Below are 22,877 nucleotides of genomic sequence, written 5' to 3'. Positions count from 1 at the left end.
AAATCATGTTGCTGTTTGGGAGTGTGCGCTTGTAGATTATGGCGTGTGCTCCCATTCGGCTAGAATAGGGGAGTCCGCCTTCGTAGCTCAGTGGATAGAGCACCGCTCTCCTAAAGCGGGTGTCGGCAGTTCGATTCTGCCCGGGGGCACTGAAACCGTGCGAGCTTTGTATCGTTGGCCGAAGCATGTTCCATGCTGGATTTTTGTGGCTGAACTTTCTGAATTGATTCTTTTGCTGAGATTGTGGGCTTTGTAGCGCCACAAAAATTCTGCATTTATGTGTGTAGGTTGTCTGCATTTATGTGTGTAGGTTGTCTGCATTTATGTGTGTAGGTTGTCTGCATTTATGTGTGTAGGTGCTATGCTGTGAATGTGGATACTAGAGAATTATTGGGAAAAGAGTACTCGCCGCGAATCGTAGATTCCTTGGTGAGTAATCTGCTACAGATAAGCGGAGCTGTTCTGATTGAGGGACCACGAGGCTGTGGTAAGACAATGACGGCGGCGCAGCATGCCAATTCGGCGATCTTTTTGGACGATCCAGATGTGCAACGACTAATTGAAGTCGATCCTAGCTATCCGCTGCAAGGCGAAAGCCCTCATCTGATAGATGAGTGGCAGTTGTATGAATCAATCTGGAACTTAGTTCGCAGGAGTGTAGATCGGACTGAGGGCTTCGGTCATTATATTTTGACGGGTTCGTCTGTTCCGAGCGACGACGTTACGCGCCATAGCGGAGCTGCCCGTTTTATGCGCATCTCTGAACGTACGATGACATGGGCGGAAAAAGGGTTCTCTACCGAACAAGTTTCTCTAACGTCGCTTTTTAGCGGAAACCACGTCAAAACAGATCCGCAGACTTTTACACTCAATGAAAATCTCCATGCTTTGTTGAGCTCGGGATTCCCAGCCCAGAAAAACCTGCCAATTGAAAGCGCCCAGCAAGCCTTACGTGCATATCTCCAAGAAATAACGAGAACTGATGTACCCCGAATCGCAGATGTGCGGTATGGTCCTGAGGTGCTGGATAGGCTTATAAAATCTTTGGCGCGATCCAGTGCTTCCGAAGTTACTTTCAAGACATTGCGTCAAGATCTGCTGACGATTGCTCCTAATATCACCGAGGCTACGGTAGCGAATCTGGTTGGAATTCTCGAAAGATTATTTGTGATTGAAACCGTTCCTGCATGGACGCCGAGGTTGCGTTCAAAAGCACGGTTGCGCCGCAGCAAAAAATACCACTTGGCAGATGCTGCATTGGCAGCGGCAGGCCTACGAGCAGGAATCGAACAGTTAAGGTCAGACATTGAAACCACCGGATTCCTGTTTGAATCTGCCGCAATACATGATTTGCGCGTTATCGTCGAATCACTAGGCGGAAACCTCTACCATTATCGGGATTCAAACGGATATGAGATAGATGCAGTTGTCCAGCTGAGCGATGGTCGTTGGGGAGCGATAGAAGTTAAACTAGGATCAGGTCAGATTGAGTCTGGTGCTGAGCGTCTCCTCAAAGCAGTCGAACAAATTGACGCTGATCAACCACCAAGTTTTATCGCAGTGATATCAGGAACAGGAATGACCTATACCTTGCCGAACGGGGTGCAAACATTCCCATTGTTAGCCTTGGGGCGTGACTAACTAACTATACGTTGAGCAACGTACACCATTTCTTGCTCAAGATTTACGCACGCAAATGCACCGTAGTTCCCTGATAGTGAATATTTCACTGATCTTTACGGCGCGCGTTTCCCGAATTTTCTTGAAACAAAGTACGGTAAAAGGGTGAGTCCTTTCTTTCGTCGTAAGTCCAAAAAGCACGATTCTGCACCTGAGCGCGATGCGGAGCGGCAAAGTGCCCGCAACCTAGGAGCCGGTGCAGAGTCTGATTCTGCGCTGTCCGATTCGACGTCGGAAGCTTTCGAGACAACTGGCGCGAAAAATACCGCAGACGGCATAGCGAAAGGCGACGCCGGCGTCGTCCGCACGTCTATCGCTGGCGAACCGGGAGTGAACGGAACGCCGTCAGGAAGAACGCAGTCCCGTGACGAACTGATGGATATTGCCTGCTCAACGTGGCGGGACGAGCTCACAGCCAAAGTGCTTGAAGCAGACCGCGAGGCCGACGACGCTCGCGACTCGGGCCAGATCGACATAACTCGCGCCCATCCAACCGGATCAGCCAACTTGTATTCGGGAATGGAAACGCGTCTTTCCAGCTTAATCCGTGAACCGCACGCGTTGGAGCGTGCTAAGAAGCGGCTTGCCCAGCTCCGTACCATCGTGGCGAAAATCGAAGAAGAACACGGTTATGCACCAATTTCGCTCAGTGTTGGGCGCGTGTCTTGGACGCAGTTGCCTGAGCAGGAGGAATCGCCTTCGGAATGGACTGATGCCTACGAGCTCACCGGCGAACTTCGCTTGGCACCTAGTGATATGCCGCGAATTACTCAGCAGATGCGCATTGCCAACAACGCACGTGATGCCGCCGAGCAACCGAGTAACGAACCGCGGGTCGCTACTGAATGTCGTTCAGCCGCATTGTTGCAGCGTATGCGGGTGCATTTCCTTGCTGACGGCGATGCAAAGCTGCAGCTTTCGTCACAAGTGCGCATAGATCCAAGCTTGGAAAAAGCTTTCCGTAGCAACGGAATCCCAGCTGAGGACGTCGCGCAGTTGCGGCAGATGGCGAGCCATTCGCGCAATGCAGACGAAATTATTGCGCGCCTCATTGAGCTTGGGCGTATCTACCTGCCCGGATTCTCGTTCGAAGATCAAGCAGTCATCGGATTCTTCACGAGTCCTGCGCAGACGATGCTCGCTGATTTTGAGGCGATGGCTCCATATCTGCGCAGTTCAGGCGTGATGGCTGCGGTTGCGGGCGACGCTGAGCGCCGGCGTCGTTCCTCCATTCCACTGCCGGCTGGGCTTGAAGGTGACCGTCTTCCCGAAGCTGAGCGTGGCGCGGGCGATCACGACGTTGCCGAACTGGATGTGGTTGAGGCCGTTGCTTCTGGCCGTTCTTTGGTTATTGACGCTGCTCCTGGAACTGAACGTGCCGGGGTTATTGCGTCCATTACGGCTGATGCGGCAGCGTCGGGCAAATCTCTGATCTACATTCCGTCGCGTGCCTCAGCAGGAAAAAACTTGCGCGCTGAGCTGGAAAAGATTGGTTTGGGTGAGCTAGTCCTCGATTTTACCAACCTCGAAGCTGTGCCTTTGCGGTTGCGCACCGGCCTGCGCCTGAACAAGCCCGAAATCGATGCTGATGCTCTGCTTGAGCTGCGCGAAGAGCTCGTTGATACCCGCTCGAAGCTCAGCACTTTTGTGGATGATCTACACACGATTGATCCCGAATGGGGTGTATCGGTACACGATATGCTCGAAAAGCTGGCGCGGCTCACCGCAGGGCCAAACGCTCCTAAAACACGGGTGCGCCTGGGCGAAAAGGCAATTGAAGCTCTCAAGGGTGACGGATATCAAGACGTGGAACGCGATCTTGGTCGTGCCGCTGAGCTGGGCGTTTTTGACGCAGTGATGGCCTCGTCTGCATGGGCGAAGTCTCCCATTTCGGACGATGTCGAAGGCGCAGAAGCGCTCGAACGCGCCCGTCGTCTTTCCACAATTACCGTGCCTGCCACAATCTCGCAGGCAGCGCGCGCAGCAGGCGAAACTGGTTTGCGTCAAGCGAATAACCTCGCTGAATGGTTCGAACAGATCGGTGTGCTTGAGGGAATTTCCGAGAGTCTGGACACTTTCAAGCCGCACGTATTTGAAACTTCGCCGATGGACATGGCTATTGCTACGGCCACGAAAGAGTGGCGCGAGCGGCATGGTCACACGATGAAGGCGGGAGAACGCCGTGCTCTTAAGCGTGAGGCAGAGAGTTTGGTGCGCCCGGGCGTAACGCCACGTGATTTACATTCGGCACTTATGCTGGTGCAGGAGCGACGCGAAATTTGGCGTCGCTACACGCATGACGGCGGTTGGCCTACGCTTCCCGATGGATTGACTCAGATTCGCAATACTCGTGACGAAGTACGCGCGGAGCTCGAAGTGTTGTCTGCCCAGGTTGGCGGGCTGGATTTCGTCGCGCTACCATTTAGCGATCTCGAAGCTCGCCTCAAAGAGCTGGTTACTGATGCGCCGCATATGGATTCTTTGCCCGAGCGCAATGCGGTAACTCAGCGACTCAATGAGCAGGGATTTGCCCGTTTCGTGGAGGACTTGCGCAACCGTTCCGTGGCTCGCGAAATGATTAACGCCGAGCTTGATCTGGCCAATACGTCCTCAATTTTTGAACGCTTGATTACGAAATCAGAAGTGCTGGCTGCTTTTGGACCGCGCGATATTTCTAATCTTCTTGTGCGGTTGCGCGAACTAGATTCGCAGCATGTAGCGGCGCTGGCAGGACCGGTGCAGCTTGCAGCGATCAACGTGATGCGTGAAGTCGCGCGGGCTCACCGCGACGATACCCTCAAGCTCGACTCCGTGCTTGCACAATATGATATTGGTGCTCTTCGTGATGCGATTGCGACTTACGCCCGCTTAGTGCAGGTCGCAAGGCCAGTTTGGATCGTGCCACCGGTGCTCGTTGCCGATTATATTCCGCCTATGCCGTGGGCTGATGTGGTGATTGCCGATACCAATGATTCCGCCAGCGTTGCGGGCGTGGTATCCACGGTATTGCGTGGACGCCAAGCTGTTATTGTGGGCGATACTCGCCGTTCCTCGCTTCTGAATGGTTATGATGATGACGACGCCGCACCGGCGAGCGATACTGCAACGGCAAGTGATGGCACTTTGCTCGGTTCCAGCGCGATTGATGCATTTTCCCGGGTGCTGCCAGTTATTGAGCTGCCGACTTGCCGAGTGCGCCAAGACGAGCTTTCAACTCGTGCGTTGATGAACCACGGCTATGCCGATCTGTACCAGCCAATTCCAGTGCGGCCGAGTGCGCGTTCTTCGCGTTTGGTTGTAGTTGACGGGCGCGGAGTGCCGAGTGCATCTGGAAACGGTGCGATTGAAGGAACGAAACTTGAGGTCGAAGCGGTGGTGGACGCCGTCGTCGAATATGCGTTGGATCAGAATCCTGATTCCATGGCGGTGATCACCGTTTCGCCAGTTCACGCGCAGCGAGTGCGGGATTCTTTGCAGGAAATGCGTACCACGTCGATTGCGCTTGACCGTTTCATGAATCGTGATAGCGCAGAGCCGTTTACCGTTATTGACATTTCGCAAGCGAGTGGTGTGCGCCGCGATCACATTATTTTCTCGCCTGGCTTTGGTAAGACGGTGCACGGACGAGTTTTGCATTCGTTTGGCCAGCTCGCACAGCCGCAGGGGCTGATTGGCTTGGTGGATGCTATTGAGGCTCCTCGCTCGAGTATGACTGTGATCAGTTCACTCGGGGCGGGCGATATTGATGTGTCGCGCGTTTCTACGCCGGGGCCATTGCTGCTTGCTGACCTGCTCGAATATGCCAATGGCGACGTCGTCTCACAGGCGAGTGGCGAAGATGCTACGGATTCGCCGCTACTGGATGATCTCGCTGAACGTTTGCGCGCTGCCGGGTGGGAAGCGCAGTTTAATTACGGTTTCGAGGGGTCTGTGCGGATTCCTCTGGTTGCTGGACACCATGATTTCCCTGGTACGTGGGCTGTTGCTGTTTTGCTCGACGACGACGATTACGTTGCGCAAGCCTCGCTGCGGCGTCGTGATCGTTACCGGATCGAAGCCTTTGAGGCGCGTGGCTGGGACGTGTTCCAGACTTTTTCGACGTCGTTGTTTATTGATCCGGTTGGTCAAGCTGATGCGATTATTGCCAAATTGGAAAAATTGCGCGGTAAGCCGGCGGATTCTCCATTGAGCGTGCCGAACCTCCAAGAGATTTCGGATAGTCAGTGGATTGAGGTATCGCAAGATGCTGATGTTCAATCTGAATTTGGTGCTGGAACTGGAGAGCTAGGCACTCTAGCTGGCGATACGCAGGCGATAAAGAAGATTGTGGCACCTGTTCCTCGTGGACCACGTCCGAATGTAATTCCAGGTTTGCAGCTGGCTGCATATACCGACGATCAGCTTGATGAAATAGTTGAATGGATTGCTTCCGATGCTGTGCCGCGTACGGCGGACCAGCTTGTTAAAGCAATGCGCGATGAACTTGCCTTGGTGCGTCGGGGCGGCCAATATGACGCTGTATTGCATAACGTGGTGCGTCGTTCTGGTCTGGCGAAAGCTGATGTGGAATTCGTTGCTGCAGAGAGCGCGAAAGATAGTGCTATAGATAGTGCGGAAAACGGCGCTGAAAATTCGGACGGCAGTAGCGCAAAGGCTGAAACTTCAGTGGCTGATGTGTCGGTGGCTGATTCAGCCGGTGTCGAGACGCAAACACCTACTGTTGATGGTGAAATGCCTAATCAACAAGCCGTTGATAATCTCGAAATCTCAGATGAACCGGATTATGGGCAAAACGAGCAAGCCTAAGGCAAAGCGGGTTGTGAGATTATCTCGCGTGGATCAGGAACGACTGATGCGCGGGGAGATCGCCACTCCCGAAGAAGCTCTGCATATTCATGACGCTCCGCCAGTGCGCCCAGAGTTTCCCGCTCAGCGTGACGCTAACCAAGGCATGGGCACATATGGCCGTGCGGGCCAAGCGAATAAATCGCTCAGCCCGCACGAACGAGAGCTATTGGAAAATCTTCCTCCACATTTTGGGAAGATTTAGTGCCAGATTGAGCAGCTGTTCAGTAGCTAAATCCGGCGCTCAGTAGCCAGTATTCTCAGAGGCTACTATGTGGACGATTGGCGTTCTGTGCCAAGAGATCGCGGATTTCGGTGAGCAGTGCGACGTCGTCAGCTGGAACGTCTTCCACAGCTTCTGGCTCTTCGTCGCGCTTGCGGTTGAGCTTGTTCATTGGTGTAACGACGAAGAAGTAGATGGCAGCTGCAACAATGAGGAAGTTAATCAGAGCTGTAATCACAGTACCCGGCATAATCTGCGCGCCGTTGAGTGTGAACGCACCAACCTGATCGAAATTTGGCTTGCCAAAAATCGCAGCGATTAGTGGCATGAGAACCTTATCAGTGAGCGCAACAACGATCGGGCTGAAAGCGCCACCGATAATAACGCCAACTGCGAGGTCAACGACGTTTCCACGGCTAATAAACTCTTTGAAACCTTTGAGCATGAGTGATCCTTTTCTGGTAGGGATGGAATAGATGCTCGACGTGTTGCATTTCCGCCGTTAGATTGAGATTTTTCTCGTCACTGACGCGCATTGCCCTGCGGATTAATGCAGAGCCACGGATTAATGCGGCGTGTAATCATTTTGAAATAACTACACGGAGGGGTGTCTTTGCTCCTATTCCAATTACCAGCCTAGCTGCATCACTTGGTATGGCGACCATGATGGTCGATTTGTTACTAAAGTCATTGAATATACCTCCTTTGTTCTGCTGTGACACTGTGGAGAGTACAACTGCATTGCTCGCAAGTAGTTCCGCATCAAGATCTTTGGTGTTCTCGCGTGGAGGTGCGTACAGATCGATTCGGTTACCTGGTTGAAGCATTGCCAACGAGGCGTCGTCTGCCAGAGTAATAGTTGTGACTACAGTGTTGGCGGGTGCGCGTTTCGAAAAGGAAGAATCAAGCAATTGTTCCTTGACCACGGGCATGCCACGTGGCAGTGGCGCGGCAATAACTTCGTCTTTTACCTCAGCAAGTGTAGAAACTGCATGCTCAGGTAGGATTTTTTGCGGAATATCTACCACTTCCACATTGCTCGAACTGAGTGTATCGCCAGTGGCGAGATCAGATTTCGCCACTAATACTTGACCCATAGCAACGGAAGTGAACTCAAGAGCCACAATTATACTTTGCACAACTCCTGCTATTAGGAGGGCAAACGCCATCCACCGCCAGCGCCACAGTACGGCACGAATCGGAGAGGCGACTCCCACCTTTCGCTCCTGTACATGGGCTTGTGAGGATCGTGTTTGAGATGTCCGCATCGAGTTGCTTCGCAAGGAATGCGAACCCGCTCGATTGCGACGATGGTCAGTTCGTCGTTTCATAGGGTTACTATCGCAAAATAGCAACACAGATAGGCGTGCTCGGCGCGAACTGTGGACGGCGTCGTCGTTACGAGAAAATGTGGACAACTGCGCCCGCGGGTACAACTGTGCCTACGGGCAAAAACTACACCCTTGGGCAAAAACTACGCCCACAGGCACATCATCACTCGGTGCGCTATTGCTGCGCGGCTGTCGTCTCCACGATTTCTGCTGGTCGGAGTACGTAAGGAATTGGCACGTCGAACTCAGTTTGTGGAATATGCGAATGAACGAGTTCTTCGGGGAAAACCATCGCGCCTACGAGTGTCTGTTCGCCTTTTTCTTTTAAGGCGCGATCATACCAACCGCCGCCTTGACCAAGCCGCTCACCGGCATACGACATTAAAAGCGCAGGCAGGACGATCACGTCCACGTCAAGCAAGATCTCGTTATCAAATGCAGGTCCAGATGGCTCTGGCGGTCTACCCGGCGCCATTTGGACGAGATCGTCAACGCCTTTGAAATATCCCCAAGCGCGCGTCAAACCTGGCCCAAGCTTGGGAAGCAAAAGCGTTTTTCCGGCGTCGGCAATCACTTTGCACAGCTCAAGCGTGGGTGGCTCGAAGTGCGTCGAAACGAAGCCGGCCACGATCTTTCGATCCCCAATAAATTCAAGAACTGTATCTTTCCAAAGCTCCGCAAGGTGTGCACGCGCTTGATCCGAGCGCTGTTGGCGGTGCTCACGCACGTAAGAACGAAGAAGGTCTTTGGCCTCTTCGTCCTCGAGGCTTGAGACGTTGGGAAGATCCAGAGCTAAATTAGGCATGCGTCAATTATCCCACTTGTTGCGCAAGATAGGTACTATTACGCTGCAAGAGAGATGTAAGCTAGGTGTGTATCCCACGAAATCTAAAGGAGCATTATGAAAACGGTTGCTGAGCATTTAACTGAGTGTTTGGCGGTATCGAGCCCTCTGCCTCCTTTTAACGTTGCCATTGACGGCGCCGTGGGCTGCATGCTCGCACAAGATGTGCGCTCCTTAGTGGATGTTCCGCAAGCAGATTTGGCAGGTCGTGACGGATACGCGGTGCGGGTAGAAGATGTATTTGGTGCCTCGGCCACCAACCCGATTGTGTTACCAGTGGTAGAAGAAGTGCGCGCGGACTCGCTAGAAGCATCTGCCCTAGTTGCGGGCACGGCGGTGAAGATTTCTTCCGGCGCTCCGATGCCGCGCGAAGCAAATGCGGTGGTGCCGATCGAAGCTACCGACGGCGGTCGCGCGGAAGTTGCGTTGAAAATTGCCGTTGAGCACGGCGCGAATGTTCGTCCCCGCGCCGAAGACCTCGCCGCAGGTGAGGTAATTTTGAAAGAGGGCGTGCGTATTGGCTCACGTCAAGTGGCACTTTTGGCATCGGCCGGGCACGCCACCGTGTTGGTGAACCCGAAGCCGCGCGTCGTCATCATGTCTATCGGCGATGAGCTGCAAGAACCGGGTAGACCGGCGCGTCAAGGAAAGATTTATGACGCGAATTCGCATGCGCTCGCGATGGCGGTTTCCGACGCCGGCGGGGAAGTTTACCGAGTCGGTCAAGTTTCGGACGACAAGCGCGAGCTGCGGGAAATGATCGAAGACCAGCTCGTTCGTGCCGACATCATCATTACGACGGGCGGGCTGTCGTATGGAGGCGGCGACACCTTGAAAGAGGTGCTTTCGCCGCTGGGCTCTGTGCGTTTCGATAATATTGCGATGGCTCCTGGCCGTCAGTTGGGCGTGGGGCGTTTGGGGGAGACGACGATCTTCTGCTTGCCAGGTTCGCCCGTTTCAGCGCTCACCAATTTTGAAGTGTTTATCCGACCTGCCTTGCGCCAAATGGCTGGCCATACGCATATTCATCGCCGCTCAATCAAGGCGAGCGTGATTCGTGGTTGGGAGTCGCCGCTAGGCGTTGAGGAGTTCGTACGCGCCAAAGTGCTTGGCAATCCCACTCGTGGTTATCAGGTGGAGCCCACGGCTGAGCCTGGAAAGCCCCTGCTTACGGGCTTGTCCGAGGCAAACTGCTTGGCGGTGGTTCCTGCCGCGCAGCGATCTGTGGCAGTTGGCGATACGCTGGATTGTATTGTGCTAGACCGCTGAGTTCTTGGCGGAGGGGTTCGCCAACGAGAATGGCGAGCGCGCGTCGTCGGCAAAAGGTGCGAATAACGTGACAGGTGTTAAAGGTGTTACTCATGTGACTGTGACCTGTCATTTCACATAAATTTGATCACAACACGCCCTGCTCAATGAGCCGCTGTTGTGGTTGAATTTAATACCGTAAGAGTGTGGGTGGAGATGGTATTGCAATTGCGTTAGTGATACTGCTCTTGCTGCTGTACGTATTGCCTGCTTTGTTCCGACGTCGAACGGTTTTGAACGAAGCGCCAATTGACGAAAAGTACGCACAAGAGCTACGTATCATCCAAGCTCGCACCCATAAAATTACAAGAACACACACCGAACGCGGAACAATTTTTACGACGGAGCGCAATATGGAACCTATCACGAGAGCAAAGGCGGCACGGCGGCCCAAGACTCTTGACGTGCGCGCCGTCGCCCGCAAACGTGCGCAGGCAAAAGCGCGGATCGCCAAGCGCTATTCCTATCATGTTCGCGGCATGGTTGCCGGTACCGCTTTGGTAGGTTTGTCGGTTCTTTTCTGGATTTTGGTTGCAGCGGTTTCGCTCTCGAGCGTTGTTGCAGGTATTTCGACGGCGGTTGGCGCGGTTTATCTTGGCGCATTGACCATGATGATCAATGTGTGGCAAAAGTACGACGCCGCTGATCGCGCCCGTATTGAGCGTTACGATGCGATTTTGGCTGGTGCTGGAAGCGGCGAATTTGTTGCTCGGCAGGATCGTGCGGAGTTGGCTGACGCTGAGGTGGCTCGTGGTGAGGCTGGATCGGTTCGCGATGCGGACGATTCTTCGCGCGATGCAAAGCGTGGTGACGTAGCTCGTGGCGAGGCTATGCTTAGTGGTGCGGCCGGTAAGCAGGCAAAAGGTATGTCTGTTGACCATGTTGTGCGCGTGGCAAATAAGCAGGCCATGCGGCGTGGAAATGCGGCGTCGAAGAATAATGACGCTGATGGCGTGGCATCTGAGGCGGGCGTGGTCGCGGACTCTGGAGCTGGCGTTTCGGCAGGCGCTAGTGCTGGTATTGTGGCAGGTGCTGGATTGAACGTTGCGAAGGTTGTGGCTGGAAAGTCTGGGGTCGGAAAATCTGCAGCTGCGCGTGAACGTGCTGGCAGTGCGGTAGAAAATGCGCAAAATGTCGCGGTTAGTGGCGAGGCTCGCAAGCAGATAAGTGGCGCGTCAACGCCGGGTTACACCTTGAAACCGCGTATTCAAAAGCGGAAAGTTAAGCCGTTCGTTGCTCCGGAAAGTGCGGTAGCTGCTGTGCCATATCGCCCTGCAACTCTCGGCGAGCGACTTGGAGATGGTGCTGTTGAGGCTGCTCACGAGGCTCCGCAGATGACTGGTAACGAGGAATTGCGTCAAGACTTGCTCGGAAGCGGCGCTGCGCTCGACAACTTGCTTGATCGCCGTCGCGCGTAAGCTCGCGTAGAGTAGGTGCGTGTCCCGTTATTGTTTGTTTTGGACGCGGGGCAGTGCTAATATCTTTACGTCTGGGGCATTGGCGCAGTTGGTAGCGCGTTTCGTTCGCAATGAAAAGGTCAGGGGTTCGAATCCCCTATGCTCCACCATTGGGGAAGTGTTGAAAGCTTGCTTCTTGGGTCTTTACTTTTAGACTTCCGGTTATGAGCGCTTAGTATTTGGGCGTAGGTTTAGTACCGATTAATGCGAAAGACCTCGTAACCCACGTGTTGTATATCGAACCACGTAGAGTTGGGTGAAAGAGATTTCAAGGATGGGACTCCTGTACCAGATTTTCAGTCGTGTGATTGGCTTGGAACTGATGAATCAGGAGCTCTAGACAATATTGGTGTCACTTGGTTTGTTTACCCTGTAATAAGATGAAGGATGCAGATTGTCCACAACAACTAACGTACCACTCCTCGCTTGTTTGTCAGGAACACTAGTTGCCAATCAAGCCTTGAAAATTTCGCTGCAAAATGGGACATTTACACCAGAGTTTGCTCTTAACAAATACTCGGCCATTAGCGCATTATGCAGTGGGTCAACTGTTGCGAATTCTGTCAATGGTCTTGAACTGCACGATGCAATCTTCACTTTTAGTGACAACCCTCTTGACGACAAATCGTGTACTTCTGGAATCGATATAGAGTTTCATGTTGATCACTCGGAAGCTAACGCGCCACTTGCACTGAGCCAGATTCTCTATTCGGCTTCTGCTGCAATGGAAATGATGGGCGATTGGACGATCAATGCCTCTGATTTGCTTATTCCTGCCGAATTGGTGCCTCACCATGAGTGGTCGTTACAGTATCGTGCAAGCTATCTCTGGGACGAATTTTCTATATCGGACGATGAATACTATACGGTTGGCTTGAGTCTAAGATCTGCCAGTAGCCTGAGACCACATCTTATAGAGAATATTAAGAGGGCGTGCTCTCAGTTAACGCAGGACAGGGTTAGAATAGATGTGGAGAAACGTACGCCAAGTTATGACTTGTGTGTTACAGAAAGCAATGGCATAAATTTTTTTCGCTCTCGCATGTGCGAGTCGGTTAGCTTCTCTGCACAACTACCAAACAATCGGAGTGCCGATCTTGGGCTGTTAATAGACATACTGTTTGCAGCGTATCGCTTAGAAAATAACGAAGCGTGCCTTATCTCGCTTGTGATAGAACCTTAATTGAGCATCACTCATATATGAGCGTATTTTGTAATACGCTATTTTTGTGCGTGAGCCTATTGAAGGCAATCAAGCCATTGATGCTCAGATTCTCAGGATTGGGTATTTGAAGCTGAACACGGGTACGACGTCGAAATGTTGCAGAAGCGCGGGCGTGGGTGTCCTGGTCGGGGCGCACAGCCGAGCCAGTAAGTTGCTGGTTGGTTCGTGCCAGAGGAAAAGCGATAGCCAGCCAAACGTCGTCTTTACGGGTATCCGCCGTCTAAAACGCGCCATTCGCCGCCGCGCTCGCGTACAAGAATATGACCATACCCCCAATATTCTGAGCTTGGATTGAGTCCTATCGATCCAGTATTGGCATCAGTCGCGAAATCTGAGCGCAAGACGATTAGTTCGTCTCCGCCGTACCTGCTGAGGGAATTTTGTTCAATACGATTTTCTTCATCGCCAGAGTCTGTTTTTCATTGGGGTTTGGCGTTAAGATCGAAATGGACAAATAGGAAGATGTGACTCATGAATTCGCAAAATTGGATCCAAGTTCCGTTTAAATACGCTCTCATTGGACACCTGCTCACAGGCGGTGTCTCCCTCACTATTACTGCTGTACTAATCGGTGTTGTGGCGTGGGTGTGGGGACTCGGTCAAGAGCTGCCCAACTTCGGCGTATTTATCGCCTGTTTAGCTACAGCTGAATTTGTGGCACAGTTTCTTATCACGTTGCTTGACCGGCGGCTCGAGCGGCGGCGAAAGAGGAGCACAGTCGGTTCGATAGCGAATACGGTTGCCGGCGTCGTCGTTCGTTGCGTGGCATATTTAGCGCTTGCGCTCGCGATGTCGGGTCTTACTCGTCTAACTGCAGTGATTGTCGGGTGCACAATGATCGTTTCTGTTTGTGAAGCCATCGCCATGCGCTCTTGGCGTGACGGTCTCAGTGATGAAGAAGTTGCTGAAGCGAAGCGGAATACGTTGAAAGCCGCCCGAGAAATTTTCCAAGATGGGAAATAGCGGACAAACCATAGGTGGTCTGTGTTATTTCAGCAATCATAATCTGCGTCTAAAGCTGTGGTGTGGCGTTGCGTGATGGCTTAAGCGATGATTAAGTTCCTTTTGTTGGTGTGTTTTTGGCAAGATCTCGAAATATATCGAGATCTTGCCAAAAACACACCAAGTTTCAACACATCACCGCACAAGCTCCCGAACATCGGCACGAAAAATAGTTGAAAATGTCGGGATTGTTCCCATTTGCCAGACTTTCTTTTAAGCTTGTTAAATGGCGTAGCTTGCTCACCACCTAGGTGCGAGTAGATCGTGTGCCTGTAGGCACAACAGCGACGATCTAACGCCCTCGCACCGCCACGTCGCGTCTCCTGACGCCGCGCGCCTAGCGCCGTATGGTCAACACTCGCAGCAACTGCGCTAGCAGCTCATTTGTCTGGAGGTTACTGGTGTTTTTGTTGTTATGCGAGATGGCCGTGATGATCGCATTGATCATCGTCGGTATAAAATTCGGTGGAGCTATCGGAGTTGGCCTATTTAGCCTGTTGGGCACGGTCATTATGGTGGTCGTTTTTCGGTTGCCGCCCGGGAATATTCCCGTCGTTCCCATAATGATTATTTTCTCCATAGCGATCAGTGCTGGTATCCTCGAAGCCGCCGGCGGTCTTGACCTGCTTGTTCACTGGGCGTCGCAGGCTATCAAAAAGTATCCCGCCGCGATCACGTTCGTAGCGCCCCTCATCACTTTCTTATTCGTCTTTGGCGTAGGCACGAGCAATATTGTGATGTCACTTGAACCAGTTATTGCCCGAACGGCGTTACGTGCGCGGGTGCGCCCCGAGCGACCGCTTGTTGCATCGGTATTGGCCTCGAATACTGCCTTAGTTGCCAGCCCAGCGGCATCGAGCGCGCTCACCGCCGTCGGCTTTCTTTCCGGTCACGGCTTCTCGATGGCTTCCTATATGGCGATAGTGATTCCAGCTGCTTTGCTGTCCACCCTGCTCACCTCGTTATTTTTGAATTTCTGGGGAAAGCCTCTCGATCGCGATCCGGTGTATCTGGAACGCGTACGCACCGGCGTCGTCAAAGAAACGCGTGATGACGATGCGGCGCAACGTTTCTCGCGTACCCAATACGCTGCAGTAATTGGCTTCGTATCGGCGATTGTCTGCGTGATGATTGTGGGGCTCAACTATGACACGTTGGGGCACGCGCTTATTCCGGGGGCGATGCGGGACGTGATTGTGGATCATGCGGTTACGTCCAAGGTTACGTGGATGCCTGCGACGATGATGGTGCAGCTCATGCTCTATATGTCTGCTGTGTTTACGTTAGTTGTTACCCGAATTCCGGTGCGTAGTATTTTCGAGGCGAAAGTATTTACCTCCTGCGTGACGGCGATGATGTCGGTGTTGGGACCGGGTCTGTTGGGTTCCACCATTTTTGGCGACGCCGGTAACATGCGTGTGCTGAAAGAGAACCTCGCGCCGTTGGTTGAGAAAGCGCCGTGGCTGGTGGCGCTGCTGATTGCGGTTTTGGGAATGATTGTGATGTCGCAGACTGCAACAATTTCTATCATGTTCCCGCTGGCTCTCAGTGTGGGCGTACCGGCTGGTTTCCTAGCGGCGCTCGTGCAGGCAGTGAATGTGCAGTACGTGATTCCGGCGCTCCCGACCTTACTTTTCGCTGAAGAAATTGACGTTACCGGTACGACGAATAAATATCGCGCTTGGCCAGCCGGTTTAGTGTCCACGATAAGTGTGTGTGCAATTGGCGTGGCACTGTGGCGCTTAATCGGCTAGTGCGTCAAGAAAACAACAGCAAACTGAAAGGATTGTTATGTATCAGATCGATTACAACGCATACCGTTCGGTCAAGGGTTACGGTAAGCGCGTTCGTTTCTTAATTCTCCACTACACGGCAGAAAATTTCGTGACATCTGCGAAGTTGCTTGCTGGTGACGGGAAAGTGAGTGCACATTATCTTGTGCCTGATCCAACTGAGCAGACCTATATCGACGCTGGATATAAGGATATGCGCATATTTAATCTTGTTGATGAAAACGACCGGGCTTGGCATGCGGGTGTAAGTTTCTGGGCGGGCCGTACCAATATTAACGACTCCTCAATCGGTGTGGAGATAGTCAATCTTGCGAGCGAAAAAGACGGAAAGCTCGTGTTTCCGCCGTACAACTCCACACAGATTGACGCAGTTAAAGAATTGGCGCACAACGTCATGCAGCGTTACCCAGATATTGAGCCAGTGCACGTGCTGGGGCATTCGGATGTGGCACCGGGGCGCAAAAAGGATCCTGGTGCGGCCTTCCCTTGGAAGGAACTGTATGAAGCAGGTGTCGGTGCGTGGTATGACGACGATACAAAAGCTACGTATCTGAGCCAGTTCGAGAAGGGAGGGCTTCCGGATCGAAGTGAGTTTTTGGCTCATTTCGCTACCTACGGTTATGGTGTTGCGGCCGCAGCTACAGACGCCGGATTCCACGATCTTGTGCAAGCGTTTCAGTTGCATTTTCGCCAAGAGAAGTACGACGGCGTGATGGATTGTGAAACTGCTGCTATCTTATATGCGCTGGTAGAGAAGTATTTCACACCTACGCAATAGCGGGAGAATAGGCCCTAATATAAAAGAGAACGATTATCAATAGAGAGGGGGGAGAATGCAGATTTCTCGGCAAGTACGCAGTTCAGCACTGTTTTTGATGGTTCTCGTATTAGGGTTCTTTGCAGTGTTGCCTATGTCGCAGGCAATCAACTTGGGTGAAGAAGCGAAAGCTCCGGAGGTGGTGCAGGTCAAAATCTGGGACAAACCTGACGGTACAGCACATAAATGTACAGGAACGGCAATTTCTGAGCGATGGATCCTAACTGCAGGTCATTGTTTGGAAGGGGAAAGCATACTGATCCCAATGTGCCCGCCCACGTGGTAAAAGTGCACTTTTCGAATAGCAAAGTAAATCCTGGTCCGGCGTATTCAATCGACAGTTACCAGATCTCTCCATCAGCCGACATGGCATTGCTGCGTCTCTCGAAGCCGCACAAGCTTAGTAAATATGGGGTGCTTTCAGATTCTCATCAATTCAGAGTTGGCGAACTCGTTACCTTGTATGGGTATGGAAAAGGTCTGCACGATGCGGAGGTGAAGAGCTTGCGCCGAGCGCAACTGAAAGTTGTTGGCCAAGACTTCTCCTACATTGCTGGCGAAACTCTTAAAATGAAGGGCATAACCGGCGCATCTAACCATGGTGACTCGGGTGGCCCAGTAGTAAATGCTGCTGGGGAAATTATTGGGGTTAATGTGCTTGGCTCTCACGCGGCTTGGTGTGATCCGTATGCTCCCTCAGAGGCGGTTGACCTTTCTCATTACCGCCAATGGGTTAAGGACGTAGCTGGAATTTAGGAGTACCCGCAAACTCGGTGATGGGGTTTTGATGCCGATAGGTTGTTGGTAGGCATCAAAACCCCACCTTTATGTGCCCATCCTTCTCAGTTTCGATAAAGTGCCTTGAAAAATACAAGATTATGTAAATTTATGCACAGCAATCATCGCAAAACGTACAAATATGTGGCGTATGTGAAATCACATGCCCCTGGATGTGAGTAGATTTTCAGGCTCCCTGTGTGTTGCCTGTAATTATTGTGGACTATCGCTTGCTCTCGTGACGTGCATATATGTTTATAAACTGATGAAAAAAATATCGCCAAACCTGAAACGAAAACGTGTGCGCCGGCGTCGTTGTTCGAAACTAATGTAAAAAATACGAGATACATATAGTTTAATTTTTCTGATATTTGCTCTCTCTATAATAGAATTTTGAGAGAATGTACCCCCTTTCTTTGGCTGGGTGCACATATTGTAGAGGTATTGCATGAATAGACGTGTTTGGGCACATCACAGAGTCACAATCTTGACGATAGTGCTGGTGATTTTTGTAGGCATGGGAATTGTGGCGCCCATTACTCGCTCCTATGCAGGAGTGCCGGAAGTGACCGCCAAATTGGTACGCACGTACACCGGAACCCAACACGGCACGTCGTGGGCGTGCGTGCTTAACTCCGCAAACGGCATCACGCCTGGCGATGATTCTGCCGCGGACGATATCGTCTGTACTGGCGACACGGTTGGCTTTAGCGTTGATATTAATATCAAATCCGATGCTACGCCCACTCCTTTTAAGATCGCTTTTCCTTTAGGAATGGGGGATCAAAACGCCCCGTATGGATCGAACACTTACCAATTCCCGCTCAAAGAAAGTACCGTGGGAGTCTACGACATTTGTAAAGATAACCCCGGCGTTTGGACGGGCAAGGCTATCGATTACATAGAAAACGGCAAACAGTTCTACGCCTGCCAGATTACACCTGCTCCGAATATTAATGCAGCTTATCATGCTAATTTGACGTTGATGACGTCGTTGCGCACAGGCACTGTGAGCCAACCGCGCGTCCTCGTCGATACCGGTGCTGGGTATACAACCGCAGCAACTGCGCAACCTTTCACAGTGATCGGGAAGCTTGAAGTTGACCTGCTTGCGCGACCACTCACGGTTGGAACCTCAGCAGCTACCACGTATCGAAACGGCAAGCTGTATTACCGAGTGCCGGCGGATCTCTCGATAGGCTCCAAGACGTACAACAAGGCGGCATATTCGGCGAATGGACGTTTGGCAATTACGGATCCGCTGGTGGTGAATTTTGAGCTTCTCAATGCTCCTGCTGGATCAATTTTTGAAAATGGCACCGCAGTGAACGCATCGCGCTCCTTGAACGGGGGTAACTATCTAGCGGCGTTCAATGGAAGCAACATAGACCTATACAATGTGAACGCTATCTTGGTGCCAGTTGACGCTGTTGCGCCCGGCGCACAAGTGCAGCTTGGATACCGCATCGCGCAAAGCACTCCCGCGGTTATGGCGGCCGATGGAAGCGCGAACTGGGGTGGAACTCCGCAGCCTGGCACAACCGAAGCGCTTTGCACAACGGACACAAAGACTCTCGGCGGTGTTCCCTCACGCACGTCAAGTTTGAATAACGATTGCTCATTGGCAACTGTTGTGTTCAATCAACCTGGCGTGCTGTTCAGCAAAAGTGCCGGCGGTACGTACAAAACGATGACTAACGCAACTGGGGTACCTAAGAACTATTCAAACGTGGTGTCAGGAAACGATAACTTCCGAGATTATTTCACACTGCAACCGAACGTTGGCTTGAAACCGGTTGTTATCTGTGACGCATGGGATCCTGCAAAACAACAGGTAACCAATATGATTCCTACGATTACTACGGTAACCTCTATGTCCGATGCGCAGTGGGCGGCAACCGGTCTCGATCCTAGTCAGTACATAAAACCGGCGAACTTCAAGATTGAATATTCCTCGCAACAGCCAAAGACTGGCTGTGGGAGTCCAAGCGAAACTGCGGGCTGGTACACGGATCCTGCGCAGGTTCCTGGTGGACGCACGGCTGTTAATTCGGTTCGAATTGTGTCTAAAAACCCGGTAGCGGTCGATTATGGAATGTATGTTTCGGCAGAATTTACGCCAGTGACCACCATGACTCCTTTTGATGAATGGGGAGTTTCTGGGCCAAACTACGATTATGCCTCGGTGTCTTTGGATAGTGCGGCGTGGAATGCAACTGCGGCAGCATATTTCAACTTCATCTCCTACAGCGGACAGATAAATGGCACATCAATCACTGGTCCCACGAGTGTGCAGCTGGTACCCGGTAGTACTTTCACTGCAACTGCCGCTTTGAATATGAACGTTTCGCCTTCCACGCTTCCGCTTGATGGTTTGAAAGTGGAATATAAAGTAGATCCATGTACCACGCCGCTATCTGCTGGCACTCCGAGCGCGGACTGGACCTACACAATAACTCCTGGTGCTGCGGCTGGAGGACCCGGCTGTGAGGATGATATTCCTGGCATCGTCACTTTCACGCCGACCCGTACACTCACAGCTGCGGAAGTGGTTTTTGGCGGATGGGGTGCAGATCCTTCAAAATTCTTCCGCATCACGATGGCGGTCTCACCGCTGATAACGAAACCACAAATTACGGTGACTACCACGCCAATTCTTCCGAACAAGCCGCTCATCGCATTGGTTCCTGGATCGTGGAATTTCAACATGACATATACGGCGGCATTAACGGCGCAAAAGGCAGCTGATTTTGCGATGCTGGAACGTGATTCCGATATTTCGTGGACTCTCTCCTGGCGCAACTCTCTAACTACTGATGTTTCTGCGGCAACCTGGATTGATGTGCTTCCGTACAACGGTGATGCCCAAGGCAGCAAGCTCAATGGAACATTGAGTTTTACCAAGGTGGCAGTGCCGGCTGGAGTCACCGTGGAGTACACGAAGACGCCGGGTGTGAACGTCGTCAATGACCCTGCCGATGCGTCCAACCAGGCTGGCGGCGCAACTGTTTGGTGTGCAGGTTTCAGTGGCGGAACGTGCCCTGCCTCGGCTGGTGAGGTTACGGCCTTACGTTTTGTCGATTCTGGCTTGAAAGCGAATACCGGACATTCGGTGCAAATTTTTGGTTATGTCAACGGCGGCCTTGATGGCGATGTGCTGATCAACCGACTAGGCGTGGGACGCGCGCAAGGATTTAGCGTGGTTGTGCCGTCGCCAGATCCAGTTACTACGCGCGTAGTTGCGTCAGAAATTTCCGGCTTGGTGTGGCACGATGTGGATCGCAATGCCACGGTGGGCGCCACGGAAAGTCACTATGCCGGCGTCGAACTAAACCTTTTGGATAACGCTGGTAACGTCGTCGCCACTACTACAACGAAAGCGGATGGCACGTATGCATTTAATGAGCTCCATTCCGGCACGTATTATGTGCAGGTTGCCAAGCGAAATAGCGTGCCGGCAGATGCAATCCCGACGTATCGTTACGACAATGCTCCGGTAAATACTGCGCTTGACAAGACGAGTGCCGTAGTTGTGGGCATGGACAAGACGGTGCCGAATGTGAATTTTGGTTTTGCAGAGCGTGTGCCAGCTGTGTCGCTTGTGAAAGAAGTGCAAGGTCAGGATGGGCAATGGTATAAGAACGCGCCAGTGATTTGGGGGAATGCTGCCAAGTGGCGCATTACGGTGAAAAATACCGGCGAAACCACGTTGACTGCACTGCATATCACCGATCCGCAAGGCGTCAATTGCGAGCGGGATTTGGCAGATCTTGCGATGGGCGAATCGACTAGCTTCGAGTGTTCGACACCTGATGTGCATGCGGCGCTAACAAATAAAGCGACCGTGAATGGCACGGGCAACGGCATCGCTGTCAGCGCTAATGATACTGCGAGCGTGACGGTAACTGGCGCGCCTGCATTTGCGCTCACGAAAGATATTGCTTCGGTGACTCATGGCAGCGATCCGACCGATTTGGCTTCCACCCCGAACAAGATTTTCGCGGGCGACGTTATTCACTACACGATTAAGGTGACCAACACCGGCAACGTGCCATTGATGGCAGTTACCATTACCGATGCCGACGCCGAAAACCTCAGTTGCGCGCCGAGTGTTTCGGATACGACGCCGCTGGCTGTGGGGGCAAGCGTTGATTGCACCGCCACGCATACCGTGACTGTGGCTGATATTTTGGCTGGTCAGTACACGAATGTGGCGGCGGCTAGTGTGACGTCGCCTCCGGGATTACCATCGGTACCTGATCAGCGCGATGACGCTGTGCAACCGCTGGGAGCGAGTCCAGTACTGACGATCGTCAAAACCGCCGATGTGAATGGGGTTGCTGACGACGGCTCGATACATCGTGTTGGCGATGCGGTGCTGTGGCGTTTTAAGGTCACCAACACCGGAAATGTGCCAGTAGCTAATATTACGGTAGAAGATCCAGAATTTACTGGCACGATCACCTGCGAGAAGACGTCGCTCAACCCAGGGGAGAGCACGCCGTGTGCTGCTACGGTGACCACGGCTTTGACACTTGACGATGCCGCCACCGGCTATCGTTACAACTCGGCTATCGCGCATGGCGATGATCGTGGTACCCCGGTAGCTTCACTAAAGGCAGACGTAAAGGTGCTGGTTCGCCCGTCGATTCCTGGCATTTCGATTGCTAAAGATGTTCTTTCTGTAACGCGAAATGGTGGTAGCGAGGATTTGCAGAGCACTCCGGCGCTAATCAACCCAGGCGACGTTGTGACGTGGAAGATTACGGTAGGAAACTCGGGTGATGTGGCACTTAAGGACGTGACTATCACTGATACCAACGTGGACGCGGCTACCATTCGTTGCCCGCAGACGACGCTCGCCGTTGGCGAGAAGATGGATTGTGAAGCGGCGTCGGTGGTGAAGGAAAGCGATATTCTCGCTGGTACTATGCAAAATACTGCGAGCGTTCATGGCGTGCCAGTTGATGGCACAGAGCCGCCTGCTGATCCGAGCGACGACGCTGTGCAACCGCTTGAGTTGCGCGGCTCGATTGGAATTGTGAAGTCGCACCTCGTAAGTGGCGTGGCAAGTGATGAAGCACAATTCGGGCAGAGCGTGCAATGGCGATTTACGGTAACGAATACGTCGAATGTGACGCTACATGGGGTAGAAGTCCATGATCAGATCCTGCTTGATCGAGTGCCTGATGCTGTGATTGCCTGTGAAAAGACGGAGCTGTTGCCAGGCGATACGACTACCTGTGTGGCCAGTGATGATCTGGTGACCAAGTCCGATGCAAGGAACGGCCGGATTAATAACACAGCCACTGCCTCGGGAATTGATCCAAAAGATACGCAGGTGAACTCCGCTGAATCGAAGGATTCGGTGGTGATTTTGCCGCTGCCGCCGGAGCCGGTGATCCCACCTGCTGCTGTCACACCGCCTGCATCTGCTGAACCAATTCCGCCAAATCCAATTCTGGCTAAAACTGGCTCGGTTGGCATTGTTCTCACAAGCGTCATATCTGTGATGGCACTGTTTATTGGCTTGTTAATGACGTTGCGGCGCAAAGAATCGCGTTAAATGTCAGGG

The 22,877-nt window shown here is 52.5% G+C and carries 16 protein-coding genes and 2 tRNA genes; 14 read left to right on the top strand and 4 right to left on the bottom strand.

The features are described from left to right. The first annotated feature begins 76 nt into the window (after positions 1 to 76). From EZJ44_RS01325 to EZJ44_RS01310, 4 genes are all read left to right on the top strand, one after another. Positions 77 to 149 (top strand) — tRNA-Arg (locus tag EZJ44_RS01325). 223 nt (positions 150 to 372) lie between these two features. After that, on the top strand, positions 373 to 1,641 hold the full coding sequence (locus EZJ44_RS01320; RefSeq protein WP_131279352.1) for an ATP-binding protein: 1,269 nt from the start codon (positions 373 to 375) through the stop codon (positions 1,639 to 1,641). Positions 1,642 to 1,785: 144 nt separating this feature from the next. Then, positions 1,786 to 6,486 carry a hypothetical protein gene (locus tag EZJ44_RS01315; protein ID WP_131279350.1) on the top strand — a complete coding sequence of 1,567 codons (4,701 nt, stop codon included), beginning with the start codon at positions 1,786 to 1,788 and terminating at the stop codon, positions 6,484 to 6,486. A gap of 13 nt (positions 6,487 to 6,499) precedes the next feature. After that, entirely contained in the window at positions 6,500 to 6,730 is a 231-nt protein-coding gene (locus tag EZJ44_RS01310; protein ID WP_131279348.1) for a hypothetical protein, read from the top strand. Positions 6,731 to 6,785: 55 nt separating this feature from the next. Here EZJ44_RS01310 and mscL read toward each other — a convergent pair whose 3' ends face one another. From mscL to EZJ44_RS01295, 3 genes are all read right to left on the bottom strand, one after another. After that, positions 6,786 to 7,193, bottom strand: coding sequence for a large conductance mechanosensitive channel protein MscL (mscL, locus tag EZJ44_RS01305; protein ID WP_131279346.1), 408 nt, complete (start codon positions 7,191 to 7,193; stop codon positions 6,786 to 6,788). A gap of 136 nt (positions 7,194 to 7,329) precedes the next feature. After that, positions 7,330 to 7,872, bottom strand: coding sequence for an SAF domain-containing protein (locus EZJ44_RS01300; protein WP_165496063.1), 543 nt, complete (start codon positions 7,870 to 7,872; stop codon positions 7,330 to 7,332). Between the two features lie 382 nt (positions 7,873 to 8,254). Further along, entirely contained in the window at positions 8,255 to 8,884 is a 630-nt protein-coding gene (locus EZJ44_RS01295; protein ID WP_131279342.1) for a 5-formyltetrahydrofolate cyclo-ligase, read from the bottom strand. A gap of 96 nt (positions 8,885 to 8,980) precedes the next feature. On the opposite strand from EZJ44_RS01295, the gene EZJ44_RS01290 reads away from it, so the two are divergent. The 4 genes from EZJ44_RS01290 to EZJ44_RS01275 all read left to right on the top strand — a co-directional run bounded on the left by EZJ44_RS01290 (position 8,981) and on the right by EZJ44_RS01275 (position 12,871). Next, a complete protein-coding gene (locus tag EZJ44_RS01290; RefSeq protein WP_131279340.1) occupies positions 8,981 to 10,192 on the top strand; it encodes a molybdopterin molybdotransferase MoeA in 1,212 nt (403 codons plus the stop codon). Positions 10,193 to 10,377: 185 nt separating this feature from the next. Next, positions 10,378 to 11,649 carry a DUF6667 domain-containing protein gene (locus EZJ44_RS01285; RefSeq protein ID WP_131279338.1) on the top strand — a complete coding sequence of 424 codons (1,272 nt, stop codon included), beginning with the start codon at positions 10,378 to 10,380 and terminating at the stop codon, positions 11,647 to 11,649. Positions 11,650 to 11,722: 73 nt separating this feature from the next. Then, positions 11,723 to 11,798 (top strand) — tRNA-Ala (locus tag EZJ44_RS01280). 284 nt (positions 11,799 to 12,082) lie between these two features. Then, positions 12,083 to 12,871, top strand: a complete 789-nt coding sequence (locus EZJ44_RS01275) for a hypothetical protein (RefSeq protein ID WP_131279336.1) — start codon at positions 12,083 to 12,085, stop codon at positions 12,869 to 12,871. Between the two features lie 245 nt (positions 12,872 to 13,116). Here EZJ44_RS01275 and EZJ44_RS08665 read toward each other — a convergent pair whose 3' ends face one another. Next, a complete protein-coding gene (locus tag EZJ44_RS08665; RefSeq protein WP_165496062.1) occupies positions 13,117 to 13,254 on the bottom strand; it encodes a hypothetical protein in 138 nt (45 codons plus the stop codon). A gap of 130 nt (positions 13,255 to 13,384) precedes the next feature. On the opposite strand from EZJ44_RS08665, the gene EZJ44_RS01265 reads away from it, so the two are divergent. From EZJ44_RS01265 to EZJ44_RS01240, 6 genes are all read left to right on the top strand, one after another. Then, positions 13,385 to 13,876, top strand: a complete 492-nt coding sequence (locus tag EZJ44_RS01265; RefSeq protein ID WP_131279334.1) for a hypothetical protein — start codon at positions 13,385 to 13,387, stop codon at positions 13,874 to 13,876. Positions 13,877 to 14,346: 470 nt separating this feature from the next. Beyond that, entirely contained in the window at positions 14,347 to 15,669 is a 1,323-nt protein-coding gene (locus EZJ44_RS01260; RefSeq protein ID WP_165496061.1) for an anaerobic C4-dicarboxylate transporter family protein, read from the top strand. 37 nt (positions 15,670 to 15,706) lie between these two features. Further along, the gene (locus tag EZJ44_RS01255) at positions 15,707 to 16,486 is read left to right on the top strand and encodes an N-acetylmuramoyl-L-alanine amidase (protein ID WP_131279330.1); all 780 of its coding nucleotides are present in this window, start codon (positions 15,707 to 15,709) and stop codon (positions 16,484 to 16,486) included. A gap of 55 nt (positions 16,487 to 16,541) precedes the next feature. After that, on the top strand, positions 16,542 to 16,811 hold the full coding sequence (locus EZJ44_RS08945; RefSeq protein ID WP_131279328.1) for a trypsin-like serine protease: 270 nt from the start codon (positions 16,542 to 16,544) through the stop codon (positions 16,809 to 16,811). Continuing rightward, positions 16,805 to 17,281, top strand: coding sequence for a trypsin-like serine protease (locus EZJ44_RS01245; protein ID WP_165496060.1), 477 nt, complete (start codon positions 16,805 to 16,807; stop codon positions 17,279 to 17,281). Before EZJ44_RS08945 ends, EZJ44_RS01245 begins: the two co-directional genes overlap by 7 nt. A 469-nt stretch (positions 17,282 to 17,750) precedes the next feature. Continuing rightward, the gene (locus EZJ44_RS01240; protein ID WP_131279323.1) at positions 17,751 to 22,868 is read left to right on the top strand and encodes a DUF7507 domain-containing protein; all 5,118 of its coding nucleotides are present in this window, start codon (positions 17,751 to 17,753) and stop codon (positions 22,866 to 22,868) included. The last annotated feature ends 9 nt before the right edge of the window (positions 22,869 to 22,877 follow it).

This window comes from Arcanobacterium bovis (genome assembly GCF_004331995.1).
Taxonomy (GTDB): domain Bacteria; phylum Actinomycetota; class Actinomycetes; order Actinomycetales; family Actinomycetaceae; genus Arcanobacterium_A; species Arcanobacterium_A bovis.
Note: the sequence above shows the minus strand (reverse complement) of the source record. Positions and strands in the feature narration are given on the sequence as shown.